Source organism: Paraburkholderia sp. J69-1 (assembly GCF_905220255.1).
Classification (GTDB): domain Bacteria; phylum Pseudomonadota; class Gammaproteobacteria; order Burkholderiales; family Burkholderiaceae; genus Paraburkholderia.
The window spans coordinates 327,808-350,766 of sequence record NZ_CAJMZG010000002.1 but is presented as its reverse complement, the minus strand read 5'-3'; the positions used below and the strand labels follow the sequence as shown (position 1 = coordinate 350,766).

Here is a 22,959-nt window from a genome sequence, read left to right as displayed (position 1 = left end):
TGGCCATGTACATCATCTACGACGCAAAGATCGATGATCGTTCGAACAAATGGTATGGAACGATCGTTATCTCGAACATGCGATTCGGTGACGGACATCCGATTACGCTGAAATCGTATCTGTCGATCAATTTTTCTTCTCCGGCGGTGGTGAGTCCAATGGGAATCTCGCCGGCATTCGCGCAATCGGTGATCGGCGATATCACCACGGCGAACAAGGCAACAGGCGACGGCACGTACGACGTCAATGCGATCGTGCCGGTGAACTGGCCATATACGTTGCAGGCGAGCGATGAAATCAGGCTGGGCCTGTATGGGAACCTGACCGGGAGCGCGAGCCGGTGGGTGGAATTCATCATTCTGGGCGCCGATGTTTCGCCAATTTCCGCCATTGATCTGCCGGTCTCGCAGCGGCAGCGTGAGCGAATAGGGGAGCCGCTACAGGGCAGGCAGCTCTTTGCCAATGAGTCGCCCTTTCAATGGCGCGGAAATTCCGAAGAGGATTGAGCGGATTCAGCGGAACAGCCAACGCATTCGACATGCTATGGCGAGGAGGTCTATCGAAGAAATCACACGTTTTACGGGATTTTTCAGCGAAACCTGTTTCTTCTACCAGAGATGGCTGAGCCCACAGGCGAGGCCATTCGCGAGGGCTATCATGAGCATCATCTACGACGCAGTAGTGGCGAGCGGCGCAAGCCAATGGTATGGCGAGATCATCGTTTCGAATATCCGAAACGACGATGAAACGTCCGTCAACATCAACACTTACCTGGCGATGAATTTCCATGTGCCGGGGACGGTGAGCGCGGGTGACATTACGCCGCAATTTTCGACGTGGGTAACCGGCCCAGTCACGGCGAGCTCCACCGCATTGGGCGACAATACGTACACGGTCGACGCCAACATTCCGTTCACAGAGGCCTATACATTGCGCCCGAGCGATCAGATCACGATTGGCGTGAACGGTGACCTCACCCAGGATACGGCCGAATGGCTCGATTCGTTTGTGTTCGGCGCCGATGCACCTCCGGCTGTCAATGGCACGGTGGTCGTGACTTGTGCGGCATGCCCCGATCCGGCGCTGGAAGGTATAACGGTGCAATTGACGTTTTCGCAGGGTAGCAGTTCCAGTACCTATTCTATTGCCTATAATAATTCGGTTTCCTTATCAATGGCGCAGGGAACCTATCAGATCACGGCGAGCGATCTCAGCACGGATGACCAGACGGTCATCGCGCCAGTGGTGGTTGCTCCTCCGGAAGTGGATGTCGCCATCGGCCAGACTTCCGATGTCTCGGTGGTTTTCGATACCGTTCAGTATTACTCTGCGCTAGACGTATCGATCGGCGATCTGCAGGGACTCGCCAACGAAACGCTGGCCGTGACCGTCACCGATCAGGGCTCCGGTACTGTGCTGGCTTCTTTTAGCGCCAGTCCTGGCAGCGTAACGTCGTTGCGTAAGCTCCCTGCATCGGGTACGGCAGTGATCACCGTGTAGCCCATGACGGTGAACAACGTAAGCTACACGTTCGACGTGCCGCCGGTTTCGCTGGCCAACAGCCTTCAGACCGTCACGATCAGCGATGCGAATGTCACGACCGCGCCTGTCGACACGACCGGATTCGTCAACGTGCCGATCGACATGCAGGTTTCCAGCGCAGTCTCCGATAGCCTGGTGATTCGTATCGTGAGCAGTAGCATGAGCTATTCGCAGTCATTCCGGACTGTGACCCAAAGCACGGCGTTCAGCGTCCCGGTCAAGCCCGATAGCTATACGGTGGATGCCGCGGACTTTATCGATGCGGGGATCGTCTACGACGTTGAAGTGCCCGCGCAATTCATCGTGTCCGCCGATGGCAGCGCGACGCTGAATGTGTCGATTTCCGCGTCCGCGAATCTGAACGTCAAGGGCTTTCCGTCGTTTCTTTCGTTCGGTGGGTGCACGGATCTTGTCAAGAGCAACGCGACCGATTTCACCTCTGCGCGGGCCAGTTCGATCTTCGTCTACGCGGGTGTCGACGGTGCGGGAGATTCCGGCACGTATGAAACGGCCGATGTGCAGACAAAATCGCTCATGGACCTGGCACGCCAGGTCGAACAGGATTTGCTCGCAGCCGGTACGCCGCAGAACGTGCTGCCTGTGCCCATCTGCTACACCTGCAATCTGTCTGGTGGCAACCCGGAATCTGTGCTCGCTGATTCCGACGCGCACGCGCATAGTTTTGCCAACTACATTCTCACGCTTAACACCGCAGGCGCTTATCTGGACGAGGAACATCCCGTGCCTGCGGGAGTCATCGTCAATCCGGATTTTCTGGGCACCTGCCAGCAGGCCAATCTCGGCCCGGACTATGGCATGCCAGTCCGTGTGCCGCTTCAAGAAGCGCTGACTCACTGGAATATGACCGTAACCATTCCGCCGGAGATCGAGGACAACATTGCAGGCTATGTTATGGCGGTGAATTGGCTCACCCACATCGTAGCGCCGTGGGCGACGTTTGGCTGGCAAATCAATCTGTGGGATACGGGTGACTCGGAGTGGATCTACGACAGCAGTGGCGATCCAGCCGACAAAGCGAAGTCGACGGCCGACTATATCGTCAGCGTCGGTGCCTATAACCCTCCTTATGCGCCGAATTTTCTCGCCATCGACCGCTATGAAGCCGACGACTACGAACAGCGCGGCTATATGAATCACTACTGCTACGGCCCGCTTGAATGGTCGCGTTATTTCGACTTCTGCGCCGCGATGAGTCGTGCGCTCAAGCTTCCTGTCATGCCCTGGCAGATTCCGTCGAGTCGCACGCCGAATACAACAGATGTCATACCTGTCGATTTCGAAGGCCAGCACTGGGGCACGGGCGGCAGTTATATTCTCGGCGATTCCGCGATTGGGTCCGATTATCACAACGTCAACGCCAATATCCTCGCGCTGCAGTTTCCTGCTGAAGCGCAGTCGTATATGGGCGAAACGGCACAGGATATGTATATCCGCTCCGAACCGTTCGATATGACCAACCCCGCCTATGGCGATTTTCCATTGTGCGGAATTTTCGCGGTGCTGCTCGGCGGCGGATCGACTACGGGGATTGTCTCGGCAATCGGAAATCCCGAGCCCTGGGTGCGTAACAAACTCAATGCCTATATGGCGAATCCGATTCCTTTCGATTCGTCCGCATCAGCGAAGAAGGGCTGATTTCTTCGATTAGGGCCACTTCAAGAGGCGGCAAATAGTGCCTCTTTAATTCAAGGAGCACGTCGCGCGTAAGGCAATTAATTCCTGCTTTCGCGCAATCGTCCTCATGCGGTCGTCGATGCACCAATGGCGACCGCTGCTGCATTTCTCGCCATGCGTATCGCGTCATTTGCACCACCGTTGCCATCGGCGATTCACATTTCGCACATGATTTAACGCGTTGCGCTTATTGGCGCACCACACACCGTAAGCGCCAATAAACATTGAATTTTTTTGAATTATTTTCGGATTTTGTGGGGTCATTTTTCTTCGGGAATGTACGGCATGATCCAGCCAGATTGCCGTCAACCCGGAGGGATTGCCTTGTCGTTTCCGATTCCCGACCGCCGTATGCGCAGGACGCTGGCGTTCGCCGCGCTGAGTGCGTTCGTCTGTACCTCGTCGGTGCAGACCATCGCCGCGCCGCAACTCAATGTCACGACCTCGTGGATCGGTAACACCTATGGTTACGGTCAGGGCACTTGGATGCAGATCAACGTTACCGCGATTGCCGTTACGCCGGAAGGCAAGGTTTACGCGAACGCGCCGTGGGACGAGAGCGGTGGCGAGATCAGTGCGTATCAGGACGGCAAGGCGCTGGGCTTCGCCGGCGGCACGCATGGCTGGGGCGGGCAAGGCGGCAACGCCGTGGCCGTCAATCATCGCTATCTGTATGCGGCGGTGGGTGTAGGTAACGAGAAGGGGCATCTGGTGGGCGGCGGTATCTGGCCGGATAAGGGCCGCCAGTGGTTCGGCATCACGCGCAGGCCGTTGGATGAGCCCAAGCGCGCTGCGGCCTTCCAGGCGTCGCCTCAGCCGCTTAATCCGCATGCGCAGCTGGCCGGTGCTTTCCTCAAGATCGCCGATGTGCCGACTGGCACGCAAAATGGCATCGGTGGCCTCGCCGCGACCGATGCGCTGCTCTATGTGAGCAACACGGCGATGAACCGCATCGAGATCTACGACGCCAGCTCGATGCAGCGCAAGTCGCAATTCGACGTGCACGAGCCGGGCCGCATCGCGATCGCTGGCGACGGTACGCTCTGGGTGCTCACGGGTACCGCGACCGATCGCGCGCCGCGCGTCGCGCATTATTCCGCCGATGGCAAGCCGCTTGGCGAGACGTTCGATCTGCCCGCCGATTCAATGGCCGTCGATCTCGCGGTCGATCCTGCGCAGCGCATTCTCGTCGCCGACAACGGCCCGCGCCAGCAGATCCTGATCTACGCCCGCAATGGCAAGGGCTATACGCCAGGCGGCACCCTGGGCGAGCGCGGCGGCATTTTCTCGGGCGTGCCGGGCCGTCCGGGCCCTGGCCGCTTTAATGGCCTGACCGGCGTAGGCACGGATGCCAAGGGCAATATCTACGTCTCCACTAATGGTATTGGGCCGAAGCACGACACCATCGGTGCGGGGCTGGGCGCGACGCTCGAAAGCTATACGCCGGCCGGCAAGCGTCTCTGGAATCTGGAAGGCCTGTTGTTCGTGGACGGCGCCTGGGTGGACCCGGCGCGGCCCAATAGCGTTTATACCGGCAACAAGCGTTTCGAACTCGATCTTTCGAAGCCGCCGGGACAGGACTGGAAATATGCAGGATTCCTGTCGAACCGGTTCAAATATCCCGATGATCCGGTTTTTCACACGGATCAATGGCCGGGCCTGCCGACTGCGCGATCCCTGAATGGCCATACGTTCCTGTTCCTCACGGACATGTATGCGGACCATTTGAAGATCTATCGCTTCGATGCGCAGCGTGACGGCGAGGTGGCGATTCCCGCGGGTTTCCTCGCGGGCCGCGAGCGCCCGGTGCTGCACGTGCCGAATGCGCCGCCGGGCGGCGACTGGATCTGGCGCGATACGAACGGTAACGGCGCTTTCGATAGCGACGAGTTCACGCGCAATCCCGGCCGCGAAAAGCTGGGCGGCGGCTGGGGTTGGTGGATCGATACGCGCGGCGATATCTGGCGTGCACGCGACGAAAAAGGTATCTGGCGCTGGCGTTTTGGCGGGCTCGATGCGAAGGGCAATCCGATCTACAGCTACGACAAGCTCGACAAATACGACATTCCCGCACCGTTCACCGAAGTGCATCGCGCGATCTACGAACCAGAAACCGATTCGCTTTACGTGACCGGCTATACGGCCGATGCGCCGCATGATCCCGGCTTCTGGAAAGAGGCCGGCCGCGTGCTGGTGCGTTACGACAAATGGACGAGCGGCCATCCCGAGCAGCGCTATGTGCTGCGCTTGCCGTGGGATCCGAAAGCGAAGCCGCCGGTGACGCCTGCAGGCCTCACGGTGGAAGGCCGCTACATCTTCGTGGTGGAGCCTGCGGGTGGCGTCCACGTGTTCGACAAGGAGTCCGCGAAGGAGGTCGGGACGTTCGGCCCCGGCGCGGAGGTGGGCAATACGTCGGGGTGGGTGGACGTGCCGTTCGGTATCACGGCGCATCGCCAGCCCAACGGCGAGTACCTGATCTTCGTAGAGGAAGACGCGCGCGGCAAGGTGCTCATGTACCGCTGGAAGCCGGCTTGATCGGCTTGATCGGTTCGATCCACTCAGGCCCACATTCCGCACGCTACAGGAAACCGCATGGATAAAGGCATATTACGCAACGTCGCGATCAATCTGTTCGGGCTGATCCTGCCGACTTTTGTATCGCTGGTCACGGTGCCGTCGTACATCAAGATGCTTGGCGTCGAACGCTATGGCGTGATCGCGCTCGTCTGGACGCTGATCGGCTATTTCAGCGTGCTCGATCTGGGCATGAGCATGGCCGCGCAGAATCATATTTCGAAGGCCTACGCCTCGAAAGACACCGAGGCCTGCGAGCGTGTGTTCTGGAGCGCGTTCTGGCTCAACTTCACGACCGGCGTGATTGGCGGGCTGTTGATTTATTCGGGCGGCGCTTTGTATACGGCGTATTTCACGCATGTGACGCCCGAATTGCGCCACGAGGTTTATCTCGCGCTGCCCTGGCTCGCGGTGGCGATTCCTGTCGCCAATGTTTCGTGGGTGTTTGCCGGTGCGATCAATGGCGCCGAGCGCTTTGGCATCTACAACACCAACCAGACGCTGGGCACGTTCCTGTTCCAGTTGCTGCCGCTGGGCGCGGCATGGGCCATCGCGCCGAATCTGCAGACCGTATTGGCCGCTGCCGTGCTCGCGCGTCTTTTCGCCGGCATCTTGCTGGGGCGCTCCGCGCTGCGTGTGCTCGGCATTCGCCAAATGCGCGGGCCGCGCTTCGATACATCGAAAGCGCTATTCAATTTCGGTGGCTGGATGCTGATTGCCAGCATCACGACGATGATCGCCGATTCGCTCGACCGCATGATGCTGGGCGCCGGTCTGGGCGCGCGTTTCGTGACTTATTACACGGTGCCGCAGAACCTGGTGACGCGCCTGAACATGGTGCCGAACGCGCTGGTGCGTACGCTGTTTCCGCGTCTTTCCGCGCTGCGCCGCGAACACGCCGATGAAATCGCCGCACAGTCGCTGCAATTCCTCAACGCCGTCTTCACGCCGGTGGCGATTGGCGCAATCGTGGTGCTGGAGCCCTTCCTGCGTTTGTGGGTTGGCCCGGTGATCGCGGAGCACGGCGCGCCGGTCGGGCGCTTTCTGATCGTCGCTGTGTGGCTGATCGGGCAGGCCGGCGTCACACGCATTCTGATCCAGTCGCAGAACAATCCCGCTGCTGCAGCGCGCGTGGGCCTGATCGAAATGCCGCTGTTCGCGGGGCTGTTGTGGCTCGGTATCGACCATTTCGGACTGCCCGGCGCGGCGGCTGCGGTGCTGTTCCGCTCGCTGTTCGACTACGTGGTCCTGCTGTGGCTCGCGCGCATTCATAGCCGCGCAATCGTCGTCGATATGTTTGCACACCTGAGTTTTCTTGCCGCCGCGCTGGCTATTGCGTGGTGGTTGCCGGACGCGGTCTATGCAATCGGTGCGGGCGTCGTGCTGGCCCTTGCCAACTGTGTCTGGTCGGTGGCAACCACGCCGCTGTTGCGTGGTTATGCCCGTTCCCTCCTGTTTCGACTAAATTCACGGAAAAGCGCATGAGTCACGAACTGATCGACGAAGCGGCGCCGTCCGAACGCGCCGCGATGCCCCAGCAACGGCGCGAAAGCCCGTCCACGGTGCGCGGTGAACTGCGCGCGGTGAGCACGGCATCGAGTGCCTATACGAATGAGGCGGCACGCGAAACACGGCGCCAGCCACGCGTGGCGATCGTGCACGACTGGCTCGTGACCTATGCGGGCGCGGAGCGCGTGCTCGAGCAGATCATCGACTGCTTCCCGGAAGCGGATCTGTTCTCCGTGGTCGATTTCGTCGACGACAAGGATCGCGGCTTTCTGCGCGGCAAACGCGCGAAGACGTCGTTTATCCAGCGTCTGCCGAAGGCGCGCACGCGTTATCGCGCGTATCTGCCGTTCATGCCGCTGGCGATCGAGCAACTCGACGTTTCGGGCTACGACGTGGTGATTTCCAGTTCGCACGCCGTCGCCAAAGGCGTGCTGACCGGGCCGGATCAATATCACATCAGCTACGTGCATTCGCCGATCCGCTATGCGTGGGATCTCCAGCATCAGTATCTGCAGGAGTCGCGTCTCACGCGCGGACCTAAATCGATGCTGGCGCGCCTGATTCTTCACTACATCCGCAATTGGGATGTACGCACGGCCAATTCCGTCGATCAATTCGTGGCGAATTCCGAATTCATCGCGCGGCGTATTCACAAGGTTTATCAGCGCGATGCGGAAGTCGTTTATCCGCCTGTCGACGTCGATTCATTCGAGCTGGAAACGCGCAAGGAAGACTTTTATCTGACCGCTTCGCGTCTCGTGCCGTACAAGAAGATCGATCTGATCGTCGAGGCGTTTTCGCGCATGCCGGACAAGCGTCTTGTCGTGATCGGCGATGGCCCGGATATGCAGAAGGTGCGCGCCAAAGCGGGCCCGAATGTCGAAGTCATGGGTTATCAGCCGTTTTCCGTACTGCACGATCGCATGCGCCGCGCGAAGGCATTCGTTTTCGCGGCGGAAGAGGACTTCGGCATTTCGGTAGTGGAAGCGCAGGCGTGCGGTACACCGGTGATTGCGTATGGCAAGGGCGGGGCGCTCGAAACCGTGCGCGATACGGGCTCGCAGCCGACCGGTCTGTTCTTCGAAGAGCAGCGCGCCGAAGCGATCATCGCGGCCGTGGAAACGTTCGAGCGCGATCCCGGGCGTTTCCGTGCCGAAGATTGCCGCCATAACGCCGAGCGTTTTTCGTCGAAGCATTTCCGCGACCGCTTCTTTAATCAGGTGGCGTGTGCCGTTCCGGCGATTGCGGCAGTGGGTCCTGCACATCTGAATCCGCAGCGAGCACTGGATGCGGCGGCGGCCGCAGCACTGGAAAGCGCGCCGCGTGTGTTGGCGATCGACCAGAGCGGCGTTTTGGGCGGCGCTGAATTGTCGCTGCTGGAAGTGGTGAAAGGATTGAAGGCGCATATCGAAGTGCTGCTGTTCAACGACGGTCCGTTCCGCGAAGCGCTCGACGCCGCTGGCGCGCGTGTGGATGTAGTGGATTCGGGCGCGCTGCGCAACGTGCGCCGCGATGGCGGGACGGTGCCGAAACTCGGCGTGATTGCGGGCATTGCAGGGCTCGTGCGCGAAACGCGCCGTCGTGCCCGTGGTGCGGACGTGCTCTACGCGAACACACAACGCGCGATGGTGATTGGCGTGCTGGCCGGCAAACTCGCGCGCAAGCCGGTGGTCTGGCATCTGCGCGATATCGTCAGCGCCGAGCATTTCGGCCGCGTGCAGCGCGCGATCATCAAGGGCTGCGCGAAGCTCGGTCTCGCGCATGTGATTGCGAATTCACACGCATCGGCGCAGGTGTTCGCCGAACTCACGCGATTCGATGCGGACCGTATCGACGTCGTGCACAACGGTGTGGACGAATCGCCATTCCGTGCGCTCGCGCGGGTGCCGCAGGCGCAATTGCGTGCGCAGATCGGTCTGCCGCAGGATGCGTTTCTGGTTGGTGCATTCAGCCGCCTGGCGCGCTGGAAAGGCCAGCATGTGTTGCTGGAAGCGTTGCTGCAGGAACCGCGCGCGCATGCTGTATTCGTGGGCGCGCCGCTGTTTGGCGAAGACGCTTACGCGCAGGAATTGCATGAATTCGTCGCTGCGCACGGCTTGGGCGATCGGGTTCATTTTCTGGGCTTCCGGCACGATATCGCAGCCTGTATGCGGGCGATGGATGTGATCGTCCATACGTCGATCACGCCGGAGCCGTTTGGCCGCGTGATCGTCGAAGGCATGCTGGCTCAGCGGCCCGTGGTGGCCTCGCGCGATGGCGGTGTGAAGGAGATCGTCGAACACGGCAAGAGCGGGCTGCTGTGCACGCCTGGCGACGCGCAGGCGCTGGCTTCGACGCTCGCGGCGCTGCACGACGATCAGGCGCTGCGCGAGCGGCTCGCACGCAACGGCCTGCTGGTCGCGCGCGAACGCTTCGGTAAGGAGCAGTACGTGGAAGCCGTGGGGCGCGTGCTGGATGGTGTAGTGACGCGAGCGCGCTAGGTCGTATCCAGTTGCGCTGGGCGCTCGCAAGGCAGGAACTCAGGGAGAAGCGGGAATAAGCCGTTAAAAAGGCAGCAGTAAAAAGCGGGGCCGCCATTCAGGCGGCCCCGCTTTATTTGTATCGAAGACTTTGTTCAGGCAGCGCGCTTGCGAAGCCGTGCCGCGACATTCAGGGCAGGACGCTCGAACAGGCGATAGAAGACCCACGCGACCGGCAACACGGCAAGCGTGAAGCCGAACGAAGCCCAGATCGAGGTTTGCAGTTCCGAGCGGAACAGCAGCGAGCCAAGCAGCACGAACAGCGGCAAATGAATCAGATAGAGCGAATAGCTGAATTCACCGAGCTTCGAGAACAGCGGCATGAGCACGCCGAGGGTGGGGATGGGCCGCGACAGCGCTTTCACTAGATAGCACGCGAACGCACACGCCCAGAGCTGGAAAGCGCCGTACTGGCCGAAGTGAAACGCGGCACAGCCCGCCACGGCGAACACGGCTGCGGCCGCATAAGCAAAGGGAAAGCCTTCTGAACCGCGCAGACGCGCTTCGGCAATCCACGCGCCGAGCATCCACGAGAACCAGTACGACGTGAAGAACGTGACGTCGTGCGGCGCCAGCGTGAGGGCGGAAATCACATTGATGACGGCAACGCCGGCCAGGACTGCGTTCAAACCAAAACGCCGGCGTACCGCGAAAAGCAGCGGATAAAGCAGATAGAACTGCACTTCGAGCGACAAGGTCCAGAGCGCGCCATTGGACCCGTAAGTCTTACCGGCTACGCCTTGCAGCGAAAACAGATTGACCAGAAAAGCCTGCGGGCCGATATCGAGAATCTTGTGGCTCACCGGCGTCATGGTGAGACTGATCGAATCCGCGAGGAACGTGAGCGCGAGCGCGGCAAGCAGCACTGGGTAGATCCGCACGAAACGGCGCAGCCAGAATTGCCCGGCATCGAGACGATAGTCAGGATTGGCGAGTAATTTTGACGCGCCGCTGCGGTGAATGCAGTAGCCGCTGATGACAAAGAAAATCGGCACGCCCGCCGATCCCCAGGCAATCGGGAAGGTGAGCCACGCGGCAATCGTGCCGGGGCTCGCGAGACTTGCGTGCATCTGGTGGAAGGCGCCCATGCCGATCCAGGTGACCTGGCGGCAATGAAAATACGCTACCAGCAGGGCGGCAAAGCCGCGCAACGCGTCGATCAGGTGATCGCCGGCGATGGCAGTGGGCCGCGCGGCGGCGGTGGGCATGACGGATGCGGGCGGCAGGACGGTTTCGAGTGCGGGGTCGCTCATCGTGATGGGTGGCCGTGATGGCGCTCGTGGCTATGAGGGGAGGTTACTTTGCGATCATAGGTGCCCGGTCCCGCGAAATTATGCAAAAGTTTTTCAAAAAGTATTCGCGACGATTAACGGAAAGTGTGGCGAAAATGTCGTAATTGACTCGAAATCAGGAAATAAAACCTTGTAACGTTAAAGCGATTTATTTGTGCGATTTGACCTGATAGTTTGAAGGGGATCGCCTATGATCGCTGGAGAATTCGATGAACCTGCATTTGCTGGCCGGCATTGCCGTGCTATTGATACTCGTCGCGGTATCGGCGTACCGCGAGGCCTTGCGCAACGAGCCTATCCGGCGCTCGCGCACGCAGGCGGGCCGCTTGCCGCCGGCCGACGAAGTCGAGTAAACTGCGCGGGCATGACGTATCTGTCATTGCGCCACGATCGCACGCCGATCGAATCCGGGTCAGGAAAATCATGCCGATTATCCGGGGTGCATGGCAATAATTTCCGCTAGTCTGCCTGATCTTCGTTATCGGCATCGCATTGGATTTTTGTTTCCATTTCTTTATTTCCAGAAGCGGAACAAAGTCGACGCATTCAATATAAAAATTGACCCAAACAGAAACATCGGGGACGCCGGCTTGCCTTGCTGCGAGACCGTTACTCAAACGATCGAACTGGGAATGAACATCATGCTAAAAGTAACCAAAGCGGTATTTCCTGTTGCAGGCCTCGGCACGCGTTTTCTGCCGGCCACCAAGGCCAGCCCCAAGGAAATGCTGCCGATCGTCGACAAGCCGCTGATTCAGTATGCGGTGGAAGAAGCCATCGCCGCCGGCATCACCGAAATGATTTTCGTGACCGGCCGCAGCAAACGCGCCATCGAGGATCATTTCGACAAATCGTACGAGATCGAAGCCGAACTCGAAGCGCGCAACAAACAAAAGCTGCTGGACGTCGTGCGCAGCATTAAACCCAGCAATGTGGACTGTTTCTATGTGCGTCAGGCCGAGGCACTCGGTCTGGGTCATGCCGTGCTGTGCGCGGAAAAGCTGGTGCAGGGCAGCCCGTTCGCTGTGATTCTCGCGGACGACTTGCTTTACAGCCCCAAGCCCGTCATGAAACAGCTCGTGGATACGTTCAACCACTATCACAGCTCGATTGTGGGCGTGGAGTCGATCGCGCGCGAAAATAGCGCGTCTTACGGCATTGTCGATGGCCGCGAGTGGGAAGAGGATGTTTTCAAACTCTCGGGCATCGTGGAAAAGCCCGCGCCTGAAGTGGCGCCGTCGAATCTGGGCGTGGTGGGCCGTTATGTGCTGATGCCGACGATTTTCGATCATCTGCGCGCACTGAAGCCGGGTGCAGGCGGCGAACTGCAACTCACCGACGCGCTGCAATCGCTGCTGACCGACGAGCAGGTGCTCGCTTATCGCTACATGGGCACGCGCTTCGATTGCGGCAGCAAGATCGGCTATCTGAAGGCCACGGTGGAATTCGCGCTGCGTCACCCCGAGGTGAAGGACGAATTCGAAGCCTATCTGCAGAACCATTTGCCGCAGGCGCTGGCTGCTGCGGCTTGAATCGCGACATAACGCGCGAAAGAAATCGCGATTGAAACAAGCCTGACAATGCGGCGCGTCTGAATAGAACCCGACGCGCCGCACTACCTCATATCAAGCGTGCGCCTGCCAGAACGCGCGCTGTACACGCATCACGTCGTCCTCCACATCGGCTACGGGGCCGATCAGATCGACGGGCTTCTGGCAGTGATCGAATACATAACGCGACGACACACTCATGGTGGGGTTTTCCGCGTGATTGCCGGTCGCTTCCAGCAGCCGTTCCTCCGTCATGCCATACACCACGCGGCCGATATTGGCCCAGTAGGCCGTGCCCGCACACATGCAGCACGGCTCGACCGACGTATAGAGCGTGCAGTCCCAAAGATAATCGGCGCTGAAATTCATGGCCGCGATACGCGCGAGCACGGCTTCCGCGTGATTGACGGTATCCACGTTGCCTTGTTCGATTAGCACGGTTTCGTGATCGGGGCCGACGAGGATCGCGCCGAACGGATGGTGGCCGAACGACGCGGCGCGCTCGCCCACGGCCGCCGCGCGGCGCAGATGGCGCACGATCTGCTCGTGCGTAGGTGCGCTGCGCGTTGCGGCGGTGATGTCAATGCTCATCCTGTCTCCTGCATGTGATGTTTTATAGCTTGTTTTAAGGCTTATTTCGGCACCGTGCCGTCCACGCCTTCGACGAACCAGTTCAGGCGCAGCAGATCGGCATCCCCCAACGACTTGCCTGCTGCCACGCGAATCGTGCCTGCCTGATCCTTGATCGGGCCCGCGAACGGATCGAACGTGCCGGCAACGATGGCGTCGCGCTTTGCAGCCAGCGCTTTTTGCGCGGTGGGCGAGACGGCCTGCGTATTGATATCGGCGAGGTCGATGGCCTTTTCCTTGAGGCCCCACCAGACCGGCGCATTGGTCCACGTGCCAGCCATGACCTGCTGGACCAGATGCGAGTAGTACACGCCCCAGTTGCTCACACACGCACCAAGTTGCGCGTTGGGGCCGAACTTCTTCATGTCCGAATCCCAGCCGAAGGCGTGCACTTTCTTTTGCTCGGCGGTTTGCATCGTCGCGGTGGAGTCGGTGTTCTGAATCAGCACGTCCGCGCCCTGGCCGATCAGCGTTTCGGCGGCCTGCTTTTCGCGGCCCGGGTCGAACCAGCTATTGATCCACAGCACCTTGACCTTGGCTTTGGGATTCACCGATCGCGCGCCCATCGTAAAGGCGTCGATATTGCGCACGACTTCGGGAACCGGCACGGAACCCACGAAGCCCAGCGTATTCGTTTTCGTCGTATAGCCCGCTACGAGGCCCGCCAGATACGCGCTTTGATAGGTGCGCACATCATAGGTCGCGAAGTTCGGCGCTTTCTTGTAGCCGGTTGCGTGCATGAAAACCGCATCGGGGTAATCCTTGGCAACCTTTAGTTCGAAGTCCTGAAAACCAAAACTCGACCCCACGATGATCTTATTGCCCTTCGCCGCGAGGTCGCGGAATACGCGCTCGGAATCGGCCGATTCCGGGACGTCTTCGACGCGCGTGACCTTGATCTTGTCGCCGTATTGCGCTTCGACGGCCTTGACGCCCTGTTCGTGAGCGTAAGTCCAGCCCGCATCGCCGGGATTGCCGAGATAGACGAAGGCGACGCCGATGGGCGGCGTGGCCGCATGGCCGATACCGCTCGTGAGTGCGGCGAACAGCGCGGTCATAACCGTGGCGCAGGCGCGGCGAACGCGCGTCTTGGGTGATTTCATGAAGGCTCCAGAAAAAGGGCAAAAGTCGTCCGATGCACCATCTTCACGAGCCAAATATTGGGGAAATATTTGTCGTCGTTATCGTCGGTATAACAAATATCGTATGAAAGCGGCGGTTCGGTAGATCGCTTACGCCATAAGCCTGAGCGGGCGGGCATGCGCGATGCGCACTGAAGCAGGTTTTGTGCGCATCGCACGGCCTGCGGGCCAGCCTGGGGCGATGCGTGACGGGTTTCCACGCACTGCACGGGGCGCGCTTCTGGCGCCTCGCGGCCGCGAAGCTGGCGAAAAGCGCACGCAGACGTCGCCCGGCGTGTGGAATCTGCACAATCAGTCACGTGCCTGTCTTCGGGCGGGCGCGTGCCCAACAAGGAGAAACGGCCATGTCCAGGCATCCCGTGGCAGGCAGTGACCATCCCGTACCGGCTGGCGCGCAATGCGTCGGCGCATGTGATCCGGCGGACCATTTCGACGTCGTGCTGATCTTGCGACGCCAGGACGAAGCGGGTTTCCGTGCGCTGGTGGATGGCATCACCGCTGGCACGCCCGGCGCCCAGCCGGTTTCGCGCGCGGACTACGAGCAGCGCTTTGGCGCGTCGGCGGCCGACGTGAAGCGCGCCGAGGCCTTCGCCAGCGCGCATGGCCTCGCGGTCGTGAAGGCCGATGCGGGCGCGCGCCGCGTCGTGCTTTCGGGCACGGTGCAGCAGTACAACGACGCATTCGGCGTCGATCTCCAGCGTTTCGAGCATCAGGTCGGCACGCTCAAACAGCATTTTCGTCAGCCGGTTGGCCCCGTGCATCTGCCCGATGACATGCACGAAATCGTCACGGCCGTCGTGGGTCTCGACAGCCGCGCCAAGGTGCAACCGCATTTCCGCATCGAATCGAGTGCGCCCGCTTCGGTGGGCGACGGTCCCGTGCATGCGCCGATCCGTGCCGCGCGCGCCGTGAGCCGCTCGTTCACGCCGCTGCAACTGGCCGATCTCTACGACTTCCCGGCGGGCGACGGCAAGGGCCAATGCATCGCGCTGATCGAAATGGGCGGCGGCTACGCGCAAGCGGATCTGCAGGCCTATTTCAGCGCGCTGGGCGTGGCGCAGCCGCAAGTCGAGGCCGTGTCGGTCGACCAGACGAAAAACGCGCCCACGGGCGACCCGAATGGCCCGGACGGCGAAGTCACGCTCGACGTGGAAATTGCCGGTTCGCTTGCGCCCGCCGCGTTGATCGCCGTGTATTTCGCACCCAATAGCGAGGCCGGCTTTGTCAATGCCGTGAGCGCCGCGCTGCATGACAGCCAGCGCAAGCCGTCGGTCATCTCGATCAGTTGGGGCGCGCCGGAATCCGTGTGGTCGCAGCAGTCGCTGGGCGCGCTCAACGATGCCTTGCAGACGGCCGTGGCGCTGGGCGTGACGGTGTGTGCGGCGTCCGGCGACAGCGGCTCGGAGGACGGCGTGGGCGATGGCGCCGATCACGTCGATTTTCCCGCTTCGAGCCCGTATGTGCTCGGTTGCGGCGGCACGCACGTGACGGCGGCGAACGGACGCATTTCGCGCGAGACGGTCTGGAGCAACGGTAGCGATGGCGCGACGGGCGGCGGCGTCAGCATGACGTTTGCGCTGCCCGTGTGGCAAAAGGGCTTGCGGCTCGTGCGCGCGAACGGTGGCGCGAGGTCGCTGGTGCGGCGCGGCGTGCCTGATGTTGCGGGCGATGCCGATCCGGCCACGGGCTACGCGGTGCACATCGGCGGCACGGATACGGTGGTGGGCGGCACGAGCGCCGTCGCGCCACTGTGGGCCGCACTGATCGCGCGTATCAACGCGAGCGGCGGCAAGGCGGCGGGTTTCGTCAACGCGAAGCTTTACGCGCAACCCGGCGCATTCAACGACGTCACCAGCGGCAGTAACGGCGACTACACCGCGGGGCCCGGCTGGGACGCCTGCACGGGGCTCGGCACGCCGGTGGGCAGCAAGGTGGCTGCCGCGCTCGCTTAAACGGTGGTCCCAGGCGCGTTCGGTATAGCATCGATGACGGACACGGCGCGCGCAGCGTCGTGCTCCGCAGCTTGAGTTTCCGGTTTTTGCTTCCTGTTTCCGATGGTATCCGAGGGGCTTCGGAAGTTTCCGAAGCGAAACAGGCGCTCCGTTCGCGTAGCTATCGCACGGAAGGCGCGCCACGAGCAAGGAGACGACATGAACGACGAGGCGCATTCCAGCAACGGCAACGGGCACGCATCGGGCCCGGCGGGCGGCAACGGCAAGCATCGCAGCCCGGCCGACCAGCCGTGTTTCGATCCGACTGCCTACGGCAACGGCCCCGACGACTTCGTCACCGACATGACCGAGAACGCCGCGATCACGCATCACGCGCTCCAGGTCGGCAGCGAGGTGATTGCCTATACGGCGACGGCGGGCCACCTCGTTACCGTCGACCCGAGCAGTTCGCAGCCCAACGCAAAGATCTTCTACGTTGCGTTCACGAAGGACGGCGTGCAGGCGCAGGATCGTGCCGTGACGTTCTTCTATAACGGCGGGCCGGGCTCGTCTTCGGTATTCGTGTTGCTGGGCTCGTTCGCGCCCAAACGCATCAAGACGTCGATGCCGGGCTTTACGCCGCCCGCGCCTTATACGCTCGAAGACAATCCAGACAGCCTGCTCGATCGCAGCGATCTCATCTTTATCAATCCGGTGGGTACGGGTTATTCGGCGGCTGTGGCGCCGCATCACAATCGCGATTTCTGGGGCGTGGATCAAGACGCCGATTCGCTCAAGCAATTTATCAAACGCTATCTGAGCGCAAACGATCGCTGGAATTCGCCGAAGTTTTTATACGGCGAATCGTATGGCACGGCGCGTAGTTGCGTGCTCGCTTATCGCTTGCATGAAGACGGCGTGGACCTGAACGGCATCACGCTGCAATCGTCGATTCTCGATTACACGCAAAGCGGCAATCCAGTGGGCGCGTTACCCACAGCGGCCGCCGATGCCTGGTTCCATAAGCGTCTGGGTGTGAAGCCCGCGCCTAAAGATCTGAATGCGTTCGCGGCGCAAGTGGCGCAATTCGCCCGCACCGATTACATGACGGCGCTCGAAAAATTCCCCAATCCGCACAATGCCGCACTTCCTGCCACGCTCAAGAAGCTTTCGCAATACACGGGCATCGACACGCAAACGCTCGAATCGTGGAATCTGGATATTGCCGCTTACGACAGCCGCGGCAATTCGCTTTTTCTCACGACGCTGCTTAAAGACAAGGGCATGGCGCTCGGTTCCTACGATGGACGCGTGAGCGCTATCGACACGGGCATTGCCGGCAATATCGATCCGAATTCAGGCGGTAACGATCCGACCATGACGGCCGTGACGGGCGTTTATACGGCAATGTGGAACAGCTATTTGAACGAGACGCTGAAATTCCGCACCAATTCCTCGTTCACGGACCTCAACGATCAGGCTTTCAAGAACTGGGACTTCGGCCATATCGATCCAACCGGCGCGCAGAAGGGGCGCGATGCGCAGGGCAATATCGTGCTGTATACGGCAGGCGATCTGGCCGCGGTGATGGCCTTGAATCCCGATCTGCGGGTGTTATCGGCGAATGGGTATTACGACTTCGTCACGCCGTTTTATCAGACCGTGATCGATCTGCAGAAGATGCCGCTGCTCGACCAGAAAGTGCGCAATAACCTGAGCGCGCGTTTTTATCCGTCCGGGCATATGGTTTATCTGGACGGCGCGTCGCGCACCGCGCTCAAGGCCGATCTGGCCAAACTCTATCAGAGCGCGGTGACGGACCGCCCGGCTATTGCCCGCATTCGCGCGCTGCAACGCATGAGTACGATGAGCGCGATGCATCATTGATACGCACGGGACGTCTAGTCCAAACGTCCGCGCGCCATTGCCTCCAGACACGCGCGCGCATCGCCCTGCACGATGCGCGCGGCACAGGCGATCATCAGATTCTTTGGCAGACCGAAGTCTTCTACCTGGTAACCGCGTTCGCATACGTGTCCCTGCGCGTCGGCCTTTGATGGCACGCGCTCGATCAGCGTGCCTTGATCGGTCGTGTAAGCCCAGATTTCCTTGCCGAGCGCGGCGGCGAAACCGATTTCGAATGCCGTGCCCGAATCCGGTTCGCCGGGGCCGCGAAAGTCGTCCACGTTGGCCATGACGATGTCGGCGCTGCGAATCGCGTCGATATTGGCGCGATAGATCCACGCGGCCTGGCGCGGGCCGTCCAGATCGGCAGGCACCTGGGCGTCGAGCGGATAAAGCCCTTCGAAACCGTATTCCGCGCAGGTGGCGACGAGGCGCGCGCCGTGTTCGACGGCGTCGAGGCGGAACACGTCGAAGCCCGCGAGATACACGCGCGGGCGGCGGGGCGAAGTGGCGAGCGTCATCATGTGTGTGCCTCCATGCGAGGTTGCCGAATGGTTCCGATACGAAACTCGAACGCCGATTCTAGCCCGCCGCCATGCGCATGCGCAGATTCGGCTTGTCTTACGAATTGTTGACAGCCGGAAAGCCGCGCCGCTACGATCATGGCGTTTGTCATGCCGTTTGCATGCGGCGGACGCTACCGGTAACATGCCGGCAATCTGCTGCGTTTTGCAGCAACTGCCTAAAACACGAAAAAGACGCGGCGCATCCGCTCCGATCTTTGCGCACACCATGTGGAGACCATGAATACACTCGCCAGCGGCCTGACGGGCGCCGCACGACAGCAACTCGAATCCCGCGCCTACGGGAAGGCCACGCTGCGCCTTTTGCCGTTCCTGTTTCTCTGCTATGTCGCGGCCTATCTGGACCGCGTGAACGTGGGCTTTGCGAAGTTGCAGATGCTCAGCGACCTGCAATTCAGCGAAATCGTTTATGGCCTTGGGGCCGGCATTTTCTTTATCGGCTACTTTTTCTTCGAAGTGCCGAGCAACCTGTTGATGCACAAGGTTGGAGCACGCGTCTGGATCGCGCTTCATGCTCACGTGGGCCGTGATTTCAGCGGCTTCGCTATTCGTGAAGACGCCCACGCAGTTCTATTTCGTGCGTTTTCTGCTGGGCGTGGCCGAAGCGGGTTTCTTCCCCGGCATCGTGCTGTATCTGACCTACTGGTTTCCCGCCGCGCGGCGCAGCCGCATGAACGCGCTGTTCATGATCGGTATTCCGGTGGCGGGCGTGCTGGGCGGCCCGCTTTCGGGCTGGATTCTCGCGGCTTTCAACGGCCGTGACGGCATGACGAGCTGGCAATGGCTGTTTCTGATCGAGGCGCTTCCTTCGTTTGTGCTGGGCGTGATTACGCTTTTCTATCTGCCCAACAGCATTCGCGCGGCGAAGTGGCTGACGAATGAAGAGCGCGATCTGCTCGAAAAGAACATTCAAGCCGATCAGGCGGGCAAGGGTCACGCATCGGTGGCTTCGGTGTTCGGCAATGGTCGCGTGTGGCTCATGGCCGGCATTTACTTTTGCTGCATGATGGGTCTTTACGGCATCAGTTTTTATCTGCCGACGCTGATTAAAGCGAGCGGCGTGAAAGACGCGCTCGACGTGGGCCTGCTGACCGCCATTCCTTATGCTTGCGCCGTGTTCAGCATGCTGTTCGTGGCGAAGAGCGCGGACCGCAATGGCGAGCGTCGCTGGCATTTCGCCATTGCGGCTTTCGCATCGGCGCTCGGGCTGTATTTCAGCACGGTATTCGCCAACAATGTGCCGCTCGCGATGCTCGCGCTTTCGGTGGGCGCAGCGGGCATGCTCGCCACCATGCCGGTGTTCTGGGCGTGGCCGAGTGCGATTCTGGCGGGCGGTTCGGCAGCGGCGGCGATCGGCATGATCAATTCGATCGGCAATCTCGCGGGTTTCGTGAGCCCGTCGATTATCGGCTGGATGAAGGATGTCACGCATAGCACCAATGCGGGCATGTATTGCGTGGCGGCGGCGATGGCCGTGGGCGCGGTGCTGGCGCTGCTGCAGCCGAAGGAAATCGTCAATAGCCGGGGTGCAGGCGGCGCGTGATTTCGCGGGCCGAATAGAGAAAAAAGCAGCGGATGCGTCCGCTGCTTTTTTTTCGCCTGGAGTTTTCGTGGGCTGGTTTGCCGCGCTAACATCATGGCTGCAATCACTCGACGAGGCGGCGGGCATGAGGGAGCAGAGGGGGCGAAGGGCGCGACGCGCAATGGGTATCCGGGCTGTAATCCGCGCCGTAATTGCAGGCTTGGGCATCGGCGCGCTGCTGGCATTGCCTGATGCTGCGCAAGCGCAGTTCGCGCAACCCACGCTCGAAAAAATCGAGTCGGCCAATCGCATCGCCATCGGTTATCGCGAAGCGTCCTTGCCGTTTTCATATCGCGATGCGAGTGGCAAGGTTATCGGCTTTTCGCAGGACATTTGCGATCGTATTATCGCGGTTGTGAAGGCCAGGGCGCAGCGTCCGAATCTGGAAGTGCGCTTCATTCCCGTCACATCGCAAAACCGCATTCCGCTCGTGCAAAACGGCACGGTCGATCTGGAATGTGGCGTGACCACGCATCTGCGTTCGCGCCAGAGTCAGGTGACGTTTTCGAATACCTTCTTTATTGCCAGCACACGGCTGCTCACGCGCAAGGAATCGGGTATTCACGATTTCAAGGATCTCGCGGGCAAAAGCGTGCTGACGAATCAGAATACGACGTCCGAACGTATTCTTCGACTCATGAATCTGCAGAAGCAGATGGATATGCGTGTGATCAGCGCGAAGGATTACACACACGGGCGCACGGAACTCGAAGCGGGGCGCGCCGTGGCCTACATGATGGATGATGTGTTGCTCGCGGGCGTGCGATCGTTGAGCGCGCATCCATCGGATTGGGTGATCGTGGGCACGCCGCAATCGTGGGAAGCCTATGCCTTCATGATGCGCAATGGCGACCCTGCATTCCGGCAACTCGTCAACGATACGATGAGCGCGATGATGAAGAGCGGCGAAATGGCCAGGCTCTATCGCAAGTGGTTCGAAGAACCGATTCCGCCGCGCGGCGTGACGATCGATTTCCCGATGAACGGACAGTTGCGCGCGCTATATGCCGCGCCGGACGATCGCGCGCTCGACTGAGACTGAAACTGGGACCGGGAGCCGCGGGCGGGCTTTTTTGCGGGCCGCGCCGCAGACGTGAGATGATCTCGGTCCTGAACGACGCGCGCCCGTCTGAGGCCGCGCAGCAACTGAACGAACGGGAGCGGACATGCAGGAACAAGGCAGCACGGTAGTGATCGTCGGGGCGGGGCACGCGGGCGGCAACGCCGCGGCACTGCTGCGCCAGTATGGTTTCGACGGGCGCATCGTGCTCGTGGGCGAAGAGCCGGTGCCGCCGTACCATCGGCCGCCGCTGAGCAAGGCCTATTTCAAGGGCGAATCGGACGTCGAGCGCCTCTGGCTCAAGCCGCGCCAGTTCTACGAGGACCAGCGCATCGAGCTCAAGCTCGGCGTGAATGCGCAGTCGCTCGACCGCGCGAGCCGCACGCTCACGCTGGCGGATGGCACGACGCTGAACTACGACAAGCTGATTCTCGCGAGCGGTTCCGCGCCGCGCGCGCTGAGCGTGCCGGGCCACGATCTGGCCGGCGTGATCGCGCTGCGCTCGCTCGCCGACGCCGACGTGCTGCGCGAACGCGTGCAGCCGGGCGAAAAGCTCGTGGTGATCGGCGCGGGTTATATCGGCCTCGAAGCGGCGGCTGCTGCGCGCCAGCTCGGCCACGATGTCACGGTGCTGGAAGCCGCGCCGCGCGTGCTGGGCCGCGTGACCGGCGAAACCGTTTCGACTTTCTTCGAGAACGAACATCGCACGCAAGGCGTCGATCTGCGCCTGAACGCGAAGATCGAAGCACTGGTAGGCGAGAACGGCAAGCTCACGGGCGTGCGTCTCGCCGATGGCGAAATCGTGCCCGCCACGCTCGCGCTGATCGGCATCGGCGTGACGCCGAATGTCGCGCTGGCCGAAAACGCAGGCATCGTCTGCGCGAACGGCATCCAGGTGGACGACGACGCACGCACGTCCGACGCGGATGTCTTCGCGATCGGCGATTGCGCGAGCCGTCCGCTTTCGCATTACGGTCGCACGGGGCGTCTGGAAAGCGTGCACAACGCGGTCGAGCAGGCGAAGCTGGCGGCGTCGGCGATTGTCGGCAAGGCGCGCCCGGCCTGCGATGCGCCCTGGTTCTGGTCGGATCAGTTCGATCTGAAGCTGCAGACCGTGGGCCTGCACGAAGGTCATGACGAAACCGTGGTGCGCGGCGACCCGGCAGCGCGCCGCTTCGCCGTCTATTACCTCAAGAACGGCACGCTGCTGGCGGTCGATGCGGTGGCGTCGATGCCCGATTTCCTGTGCGGCAAGAAGCTCGTCGGTTGCGGCAAGACGCTCGACGTGGCGGCTTTGCGCGATCCGGCCACGGACATCGGCAAGTTCGCGGCGGCCACGCTGGCGGGCTGATTCGCGCCCGGCATGGCCTTCGCGCCGCGTCATTGAGACCTCATTGACGCGGCGCGCGCCGACTCTCGGCTAGAATGCTTGCGCGGCGAAGGC

Annotated in this window: 16 protein-coding genes and 1 pseudogene; 13 read left to right on the top strand and 4 right to left on the bottom strand. The window is 61.1% G+C overall.

From position 1 onward, the window contains the following. Positions 1–5 precede the first annotated feature (5 nt). The 6 genes from U5A67_RS04655 to U5A67_RS04630 all read left to right on the top strand — a co-directional run bounded on the left by U5A67_RS04655 (position 6) and on the right by U5A67_RS04630 (position 9,800). Positions 6–506 (top strand): hypothetical protein, encoded by a 501-nt coding sequence (locus U5A67_RS04655; protein ID WP_321813240.1) that lies wholly within the window; start codon positions 6–8, stop codon positions 504–506. Positions 507–657: 151 nt separating this feature from the next. Beyond that, positions 658–1,500, top strand: a complete 843-nt coding sequence (locus tag U5A67_RS04650) for a hypothetical protein (protein WP_321813239.1) — start codon at positions 658–660, stop codon at positions 1,498–1,500. Between the two features lie 3 nt (positions 1,501–1,503). Next, the gene (locus tag U5A67_RS04645; RefSeq protein ID WP_321813238.1) at positions 1,504–3,198 is read left to right on the top strand and encodes a hypothetical protein; all 1,695 of its coding nucleotides are present in this window, start codon (positions 1,504–1,506) and stop codon (positions 3,196–3,198) included. A gap of 390 nt (positions 3,199–3,588) precedes the next feature. After that, the gene (locus U5A67_RS04640; RefSeq protein ID WP_321813397.1) at positions 3,589–5,772 is read left to right on the top strand and encodes a hypothetical protein; all 2,184 of its coding nucleotides are present in this window, start codon (positions 3,589–3,591) and stop codon (positions 5,770–5,772) included. Positions 5,773–5,829: 57 nt separating this feature from the next. Further along, positions 5,830–7,296: a flippase gene (locus U5A67_RS04635; RefSeq protein ID WP_321813237.1), complete on the top strand. Its 1,467-nt coding sequence runs from the start codon at positions 5,830–5,832 to the stop codon at positions 7,294–7,296. Then, on the top strand, positions 7,293–9,800 hold the full coding sequence (locus U5A67_RS04630) for a glycosyltransferase family 4 protein (RefSeq protein ID WP_321813236.1): 2,508 nt from the start codon (positions 7,293–7,295) through the stop codon (positions 9,798–9,800). The genes U5A67_RS04635 and U5A67_RS04630 overlap by 4 nt, the downstream gene beginning before the upstream one ends. 134 nt (positions 9,801–9,934) lie before the next feature. Here U5A67_RS04630 and U5A67_RS04625 read toward each other — a convergent pair whose 3' ends face one another. Further along, complete coding sequence (locus U5A67_RS04625; protein WP_205982355.1) at positions 9,935–11,092, bottom strand: acyltransferase family protein; 1,158 nt, start codon at positions 11,090–11,092, stop codon at positions 9,935–9,937. A gap of 248 nt (positions 11,093–11,340) precedes the next feature. Between U5A67_RS04625 and U5A67_RS04620 the strand changes: the two genes are divergently transcribed. Beyond that, positions 11,341–11,484: a hypothetical protein gene (locus U5A67_RS04620; RefSeq protein WP_167067073.1), complete on the top strand. Its 144-nt coding sequence runs from the start codon at positions 11,341–11,343 to the stop codon at positions 11,482–11,484. A 288-nt stretch (positions 11,485–11,772) separates the two neighbouring features. After that, the gene (gene galU / locus U5A67_RS04615; RefSeq protein ID WP_205982356.1) at positions 11,773–12,663 is read left to right on the top strand and encodes a UTP--glucose-1-phosphate uridylyltransferase GalU; all 891 of its coding nucleotides are present in this window, start codon (positions 11,773–11,775) and stop codon (positions 12,661–12,663) included. 93 nt (positions 12,664–12,756) lie between these two features. Here galU and U5A67_RS04610 read toward each other — a convergent pair whose 3' ends face one another. Beyond that, a complete protein-coding gene (locus U5A67_RS04610; protein ID WP_321813235.1) occupies positions 12,757–13,272 on the bottom strand; it encodes a nucleoside deaminase in 516 nt (171 codons plus the stop codon). 41 nt (positions 13,273–13,313) lie between these two features. Further along, complete coding sequence (locus tag U5A67_RS04605) at positions 13,314–14,369, bottom strand: BMP family ABC transporter substrate-binding protein (RefSeq protein ID WP_241023351.1); 1,056 nt, start codon at positions 14,367–14,369, stop codon at positions 13,314–13,316. Positions 14,370–14,797: 428 nt separating this feature from the next. Between U5A67_RS04605 and U5A67_RS04600 the strand changes: the two genes are divergently transcribed. Together U5A67_RS04600 and U5A67_RS04595 are read left to right on the top strand one after the other, a co-directional pair. Continuing rightward, positions 14,798–16,405 carry a S53 family peptidase gene (locus U5A67_RS04600; protein ID WP_321813234.1) on the top strand — a complete coding sequence of 536 codons (1,608 nt, stop codon included), beginning with the start codon at positions 14,798–14,800 and terminating at the stop codon, positions 16,403–16,405. A gap of 198 nt (positions 16,406–16,603) precedes the next feature. Next, positions 16,604–18,271 carry a S10 family serine carboxypeptidase-like protein gene (locus U5A67_RS04595; RefSeq protein WP_321813233.1) on the top strand — a complete coding sequence of 556 codons (1,668 nt, stop codon included), beginning with the start codon at positions 16,604–16,606 and terminating at the stop codon, positions 18,269–18,271. Between the two features lie 14 nt (positions 18,272–18,285). Here the strand turns inward: U5A67_RS04595 and U5A67_RS04590 are convergent, their stop codons facing one another. Further along, the gene (locus U5A67_RS04590; protein WP_321813232.1) at positions 18,286–18,813 is read right to left on the bottom strand and encodes a nucleoside 2-deoxyribosyltransferase; all 528 of its coding nucleotides are present in this window, start codon (positions 18,811–18,813) and stop codon (positions 18,286–18,288) included. Positions 18,814–19,092: 279 nt separating this feature from the next. Between U5A67_RS04590 and U5A67_RS04585 the strand changes: the two are divergent. From U5A67_RS04585 to U5A67_RS04575, 3 genes and pseudogenes are all read left to right on the top strand, one after another. Continuing rightward, positions 19,093–20,416, top strand: a pseudogene (locus tag U5A67_RS04585) (MFS transporter). A 160-nt stretch (positions 20,417–20,576) separates the two neighbouring features. Then, positions 20,577–21,491 (top strand): transporter substrate-binding domain-containing protein, encoded by a 915-nt coding sequence (locus tag U5A67_RS04580; RefSeq protein WP_321813231.1) that lies wholly within the window; start codon positions 20,577–20,579, stop codon positions 21,489–21,491. Between the two features lie 130 nt (positions 21,492–21,621). Next, positions 21,622–22,866, top strand: a complete 1,245-nt coding sequence (locus U5A67_RS04575; protein WP_321813230.1) for an NAD(P)/FAD-dependent oxidoreductase — start codon at positions 21,622–21,624, stop codon at positions 22,864–22,866. The last annotated feature ends 93 nt before the right edge of the window (positions 22,867–22,959 follow it).

Coding starts and splice junctions, on each gene's coding strand:
- U5A67_RS04605 (WP_241023351.1), bottom strand. CDS start 14,369: ATGACCGCGCTGTTCGCCGCACTCACGAGCGGTATCGGCCATGCGGCC.
- U5A67_RS04645 (WP_321813238.1), top strand. CDS start 1,504: ATGACGGTGAACAACGTAAGCTACACGTTCGACGTGCCGCCGGTTTCG.
- U5A67_RS04575 (WP_321813230.1), top strand. CDS start 21,622: ATGCAGGAACAAGGCAGCACGGTAGTGATCGTCGGGGCGGGGCACGCG.
- U5A67_RS04590 (WP_321813232.1), bottom strand. CDS start 18,813: ATGATGACGCTCGCCACTTCGCCCCGCCGCCCGCGCGTGTATCTCGCG.
- U5A67_RS04620 (WP_167067073.1), top strand. CDS start 11,341: ATGAACCTGCATTTGCTGGCCGGCATTGCCGTGCTATTGATACTCGTC.
- U5A67_RS04650 (WP_321813239.1), top strand. CDS start 658: ATGAGCATCATCTACGACGCAGTAGTGGCGAGCGGCGCAAGCCAATGG.
- U5A67_RS04625 (WP_205982355.1), bottom strand. CDS start 11,092: ATGAGCGACCCCGCACTCGAAACCGTCCTGCCGCCCGCATCCGTCATG.
- U5A67_RS04610 (WP_321813235.1), bottom strand. CDS start 13,272: ATGAGCATTGACATCACCGCCGCAACGCGCAGCGCACCTACGCACGAG.
- U5A67_RS04595 (WP_321813233.1), top strand. CDS start 16,604: ATGAACGACGAGGCGCATTCCAGCAACGGCAACGGGCACGCATCGGGC.
- U5A67_RS04600 (WP_321813234.1), top strand. CDS start 14,798: ATGTCCAGGCATCCCGTGGCAGGCAGTGACCATCCCGTACCGGCTGGC.
- U5A67_RS04635 (WP_321813237.1), top strand. CDS start 5,830: ATGGATAAAGGCATATTACGCAACGTCGCGATCAATCTGTTCGGGCTG.
- U5A67_RS04655 (WP_321813240.1), top strand. CDS start 6: ATGTACATCATCTACGACGCAAAGATCGATGATCGTTCGAACAAATGG.
- U5A67_RS04630 (WP_321813236.1), top strand. CDS start 7,293: ATGAGTCACGAACTGATCGACGAAGCGGCGCCGTCCGAACGCGCCGCG.
- galU (WP_205982356.1), top strand. CDS start 11,773: ATGCTAAAAGTAACCAAAGCGGTATTTCCTGTTGCAGGCCTCGGCACG.
- U5A67_RS04580 (WP_321813231.1), top strand. CDS start 20,577: ATGGGTATCCGGGCTGTAATCCGCGCCGTAATTGCAGGCTTGGGCATC.
- U5A67_RS04640 (WP_321813397.1), top strand. CDS start 3,589: ATGCGCAGGACGCTGGCGTTCGCCGCGCTGAGTGCGTTCGTCTGTACC.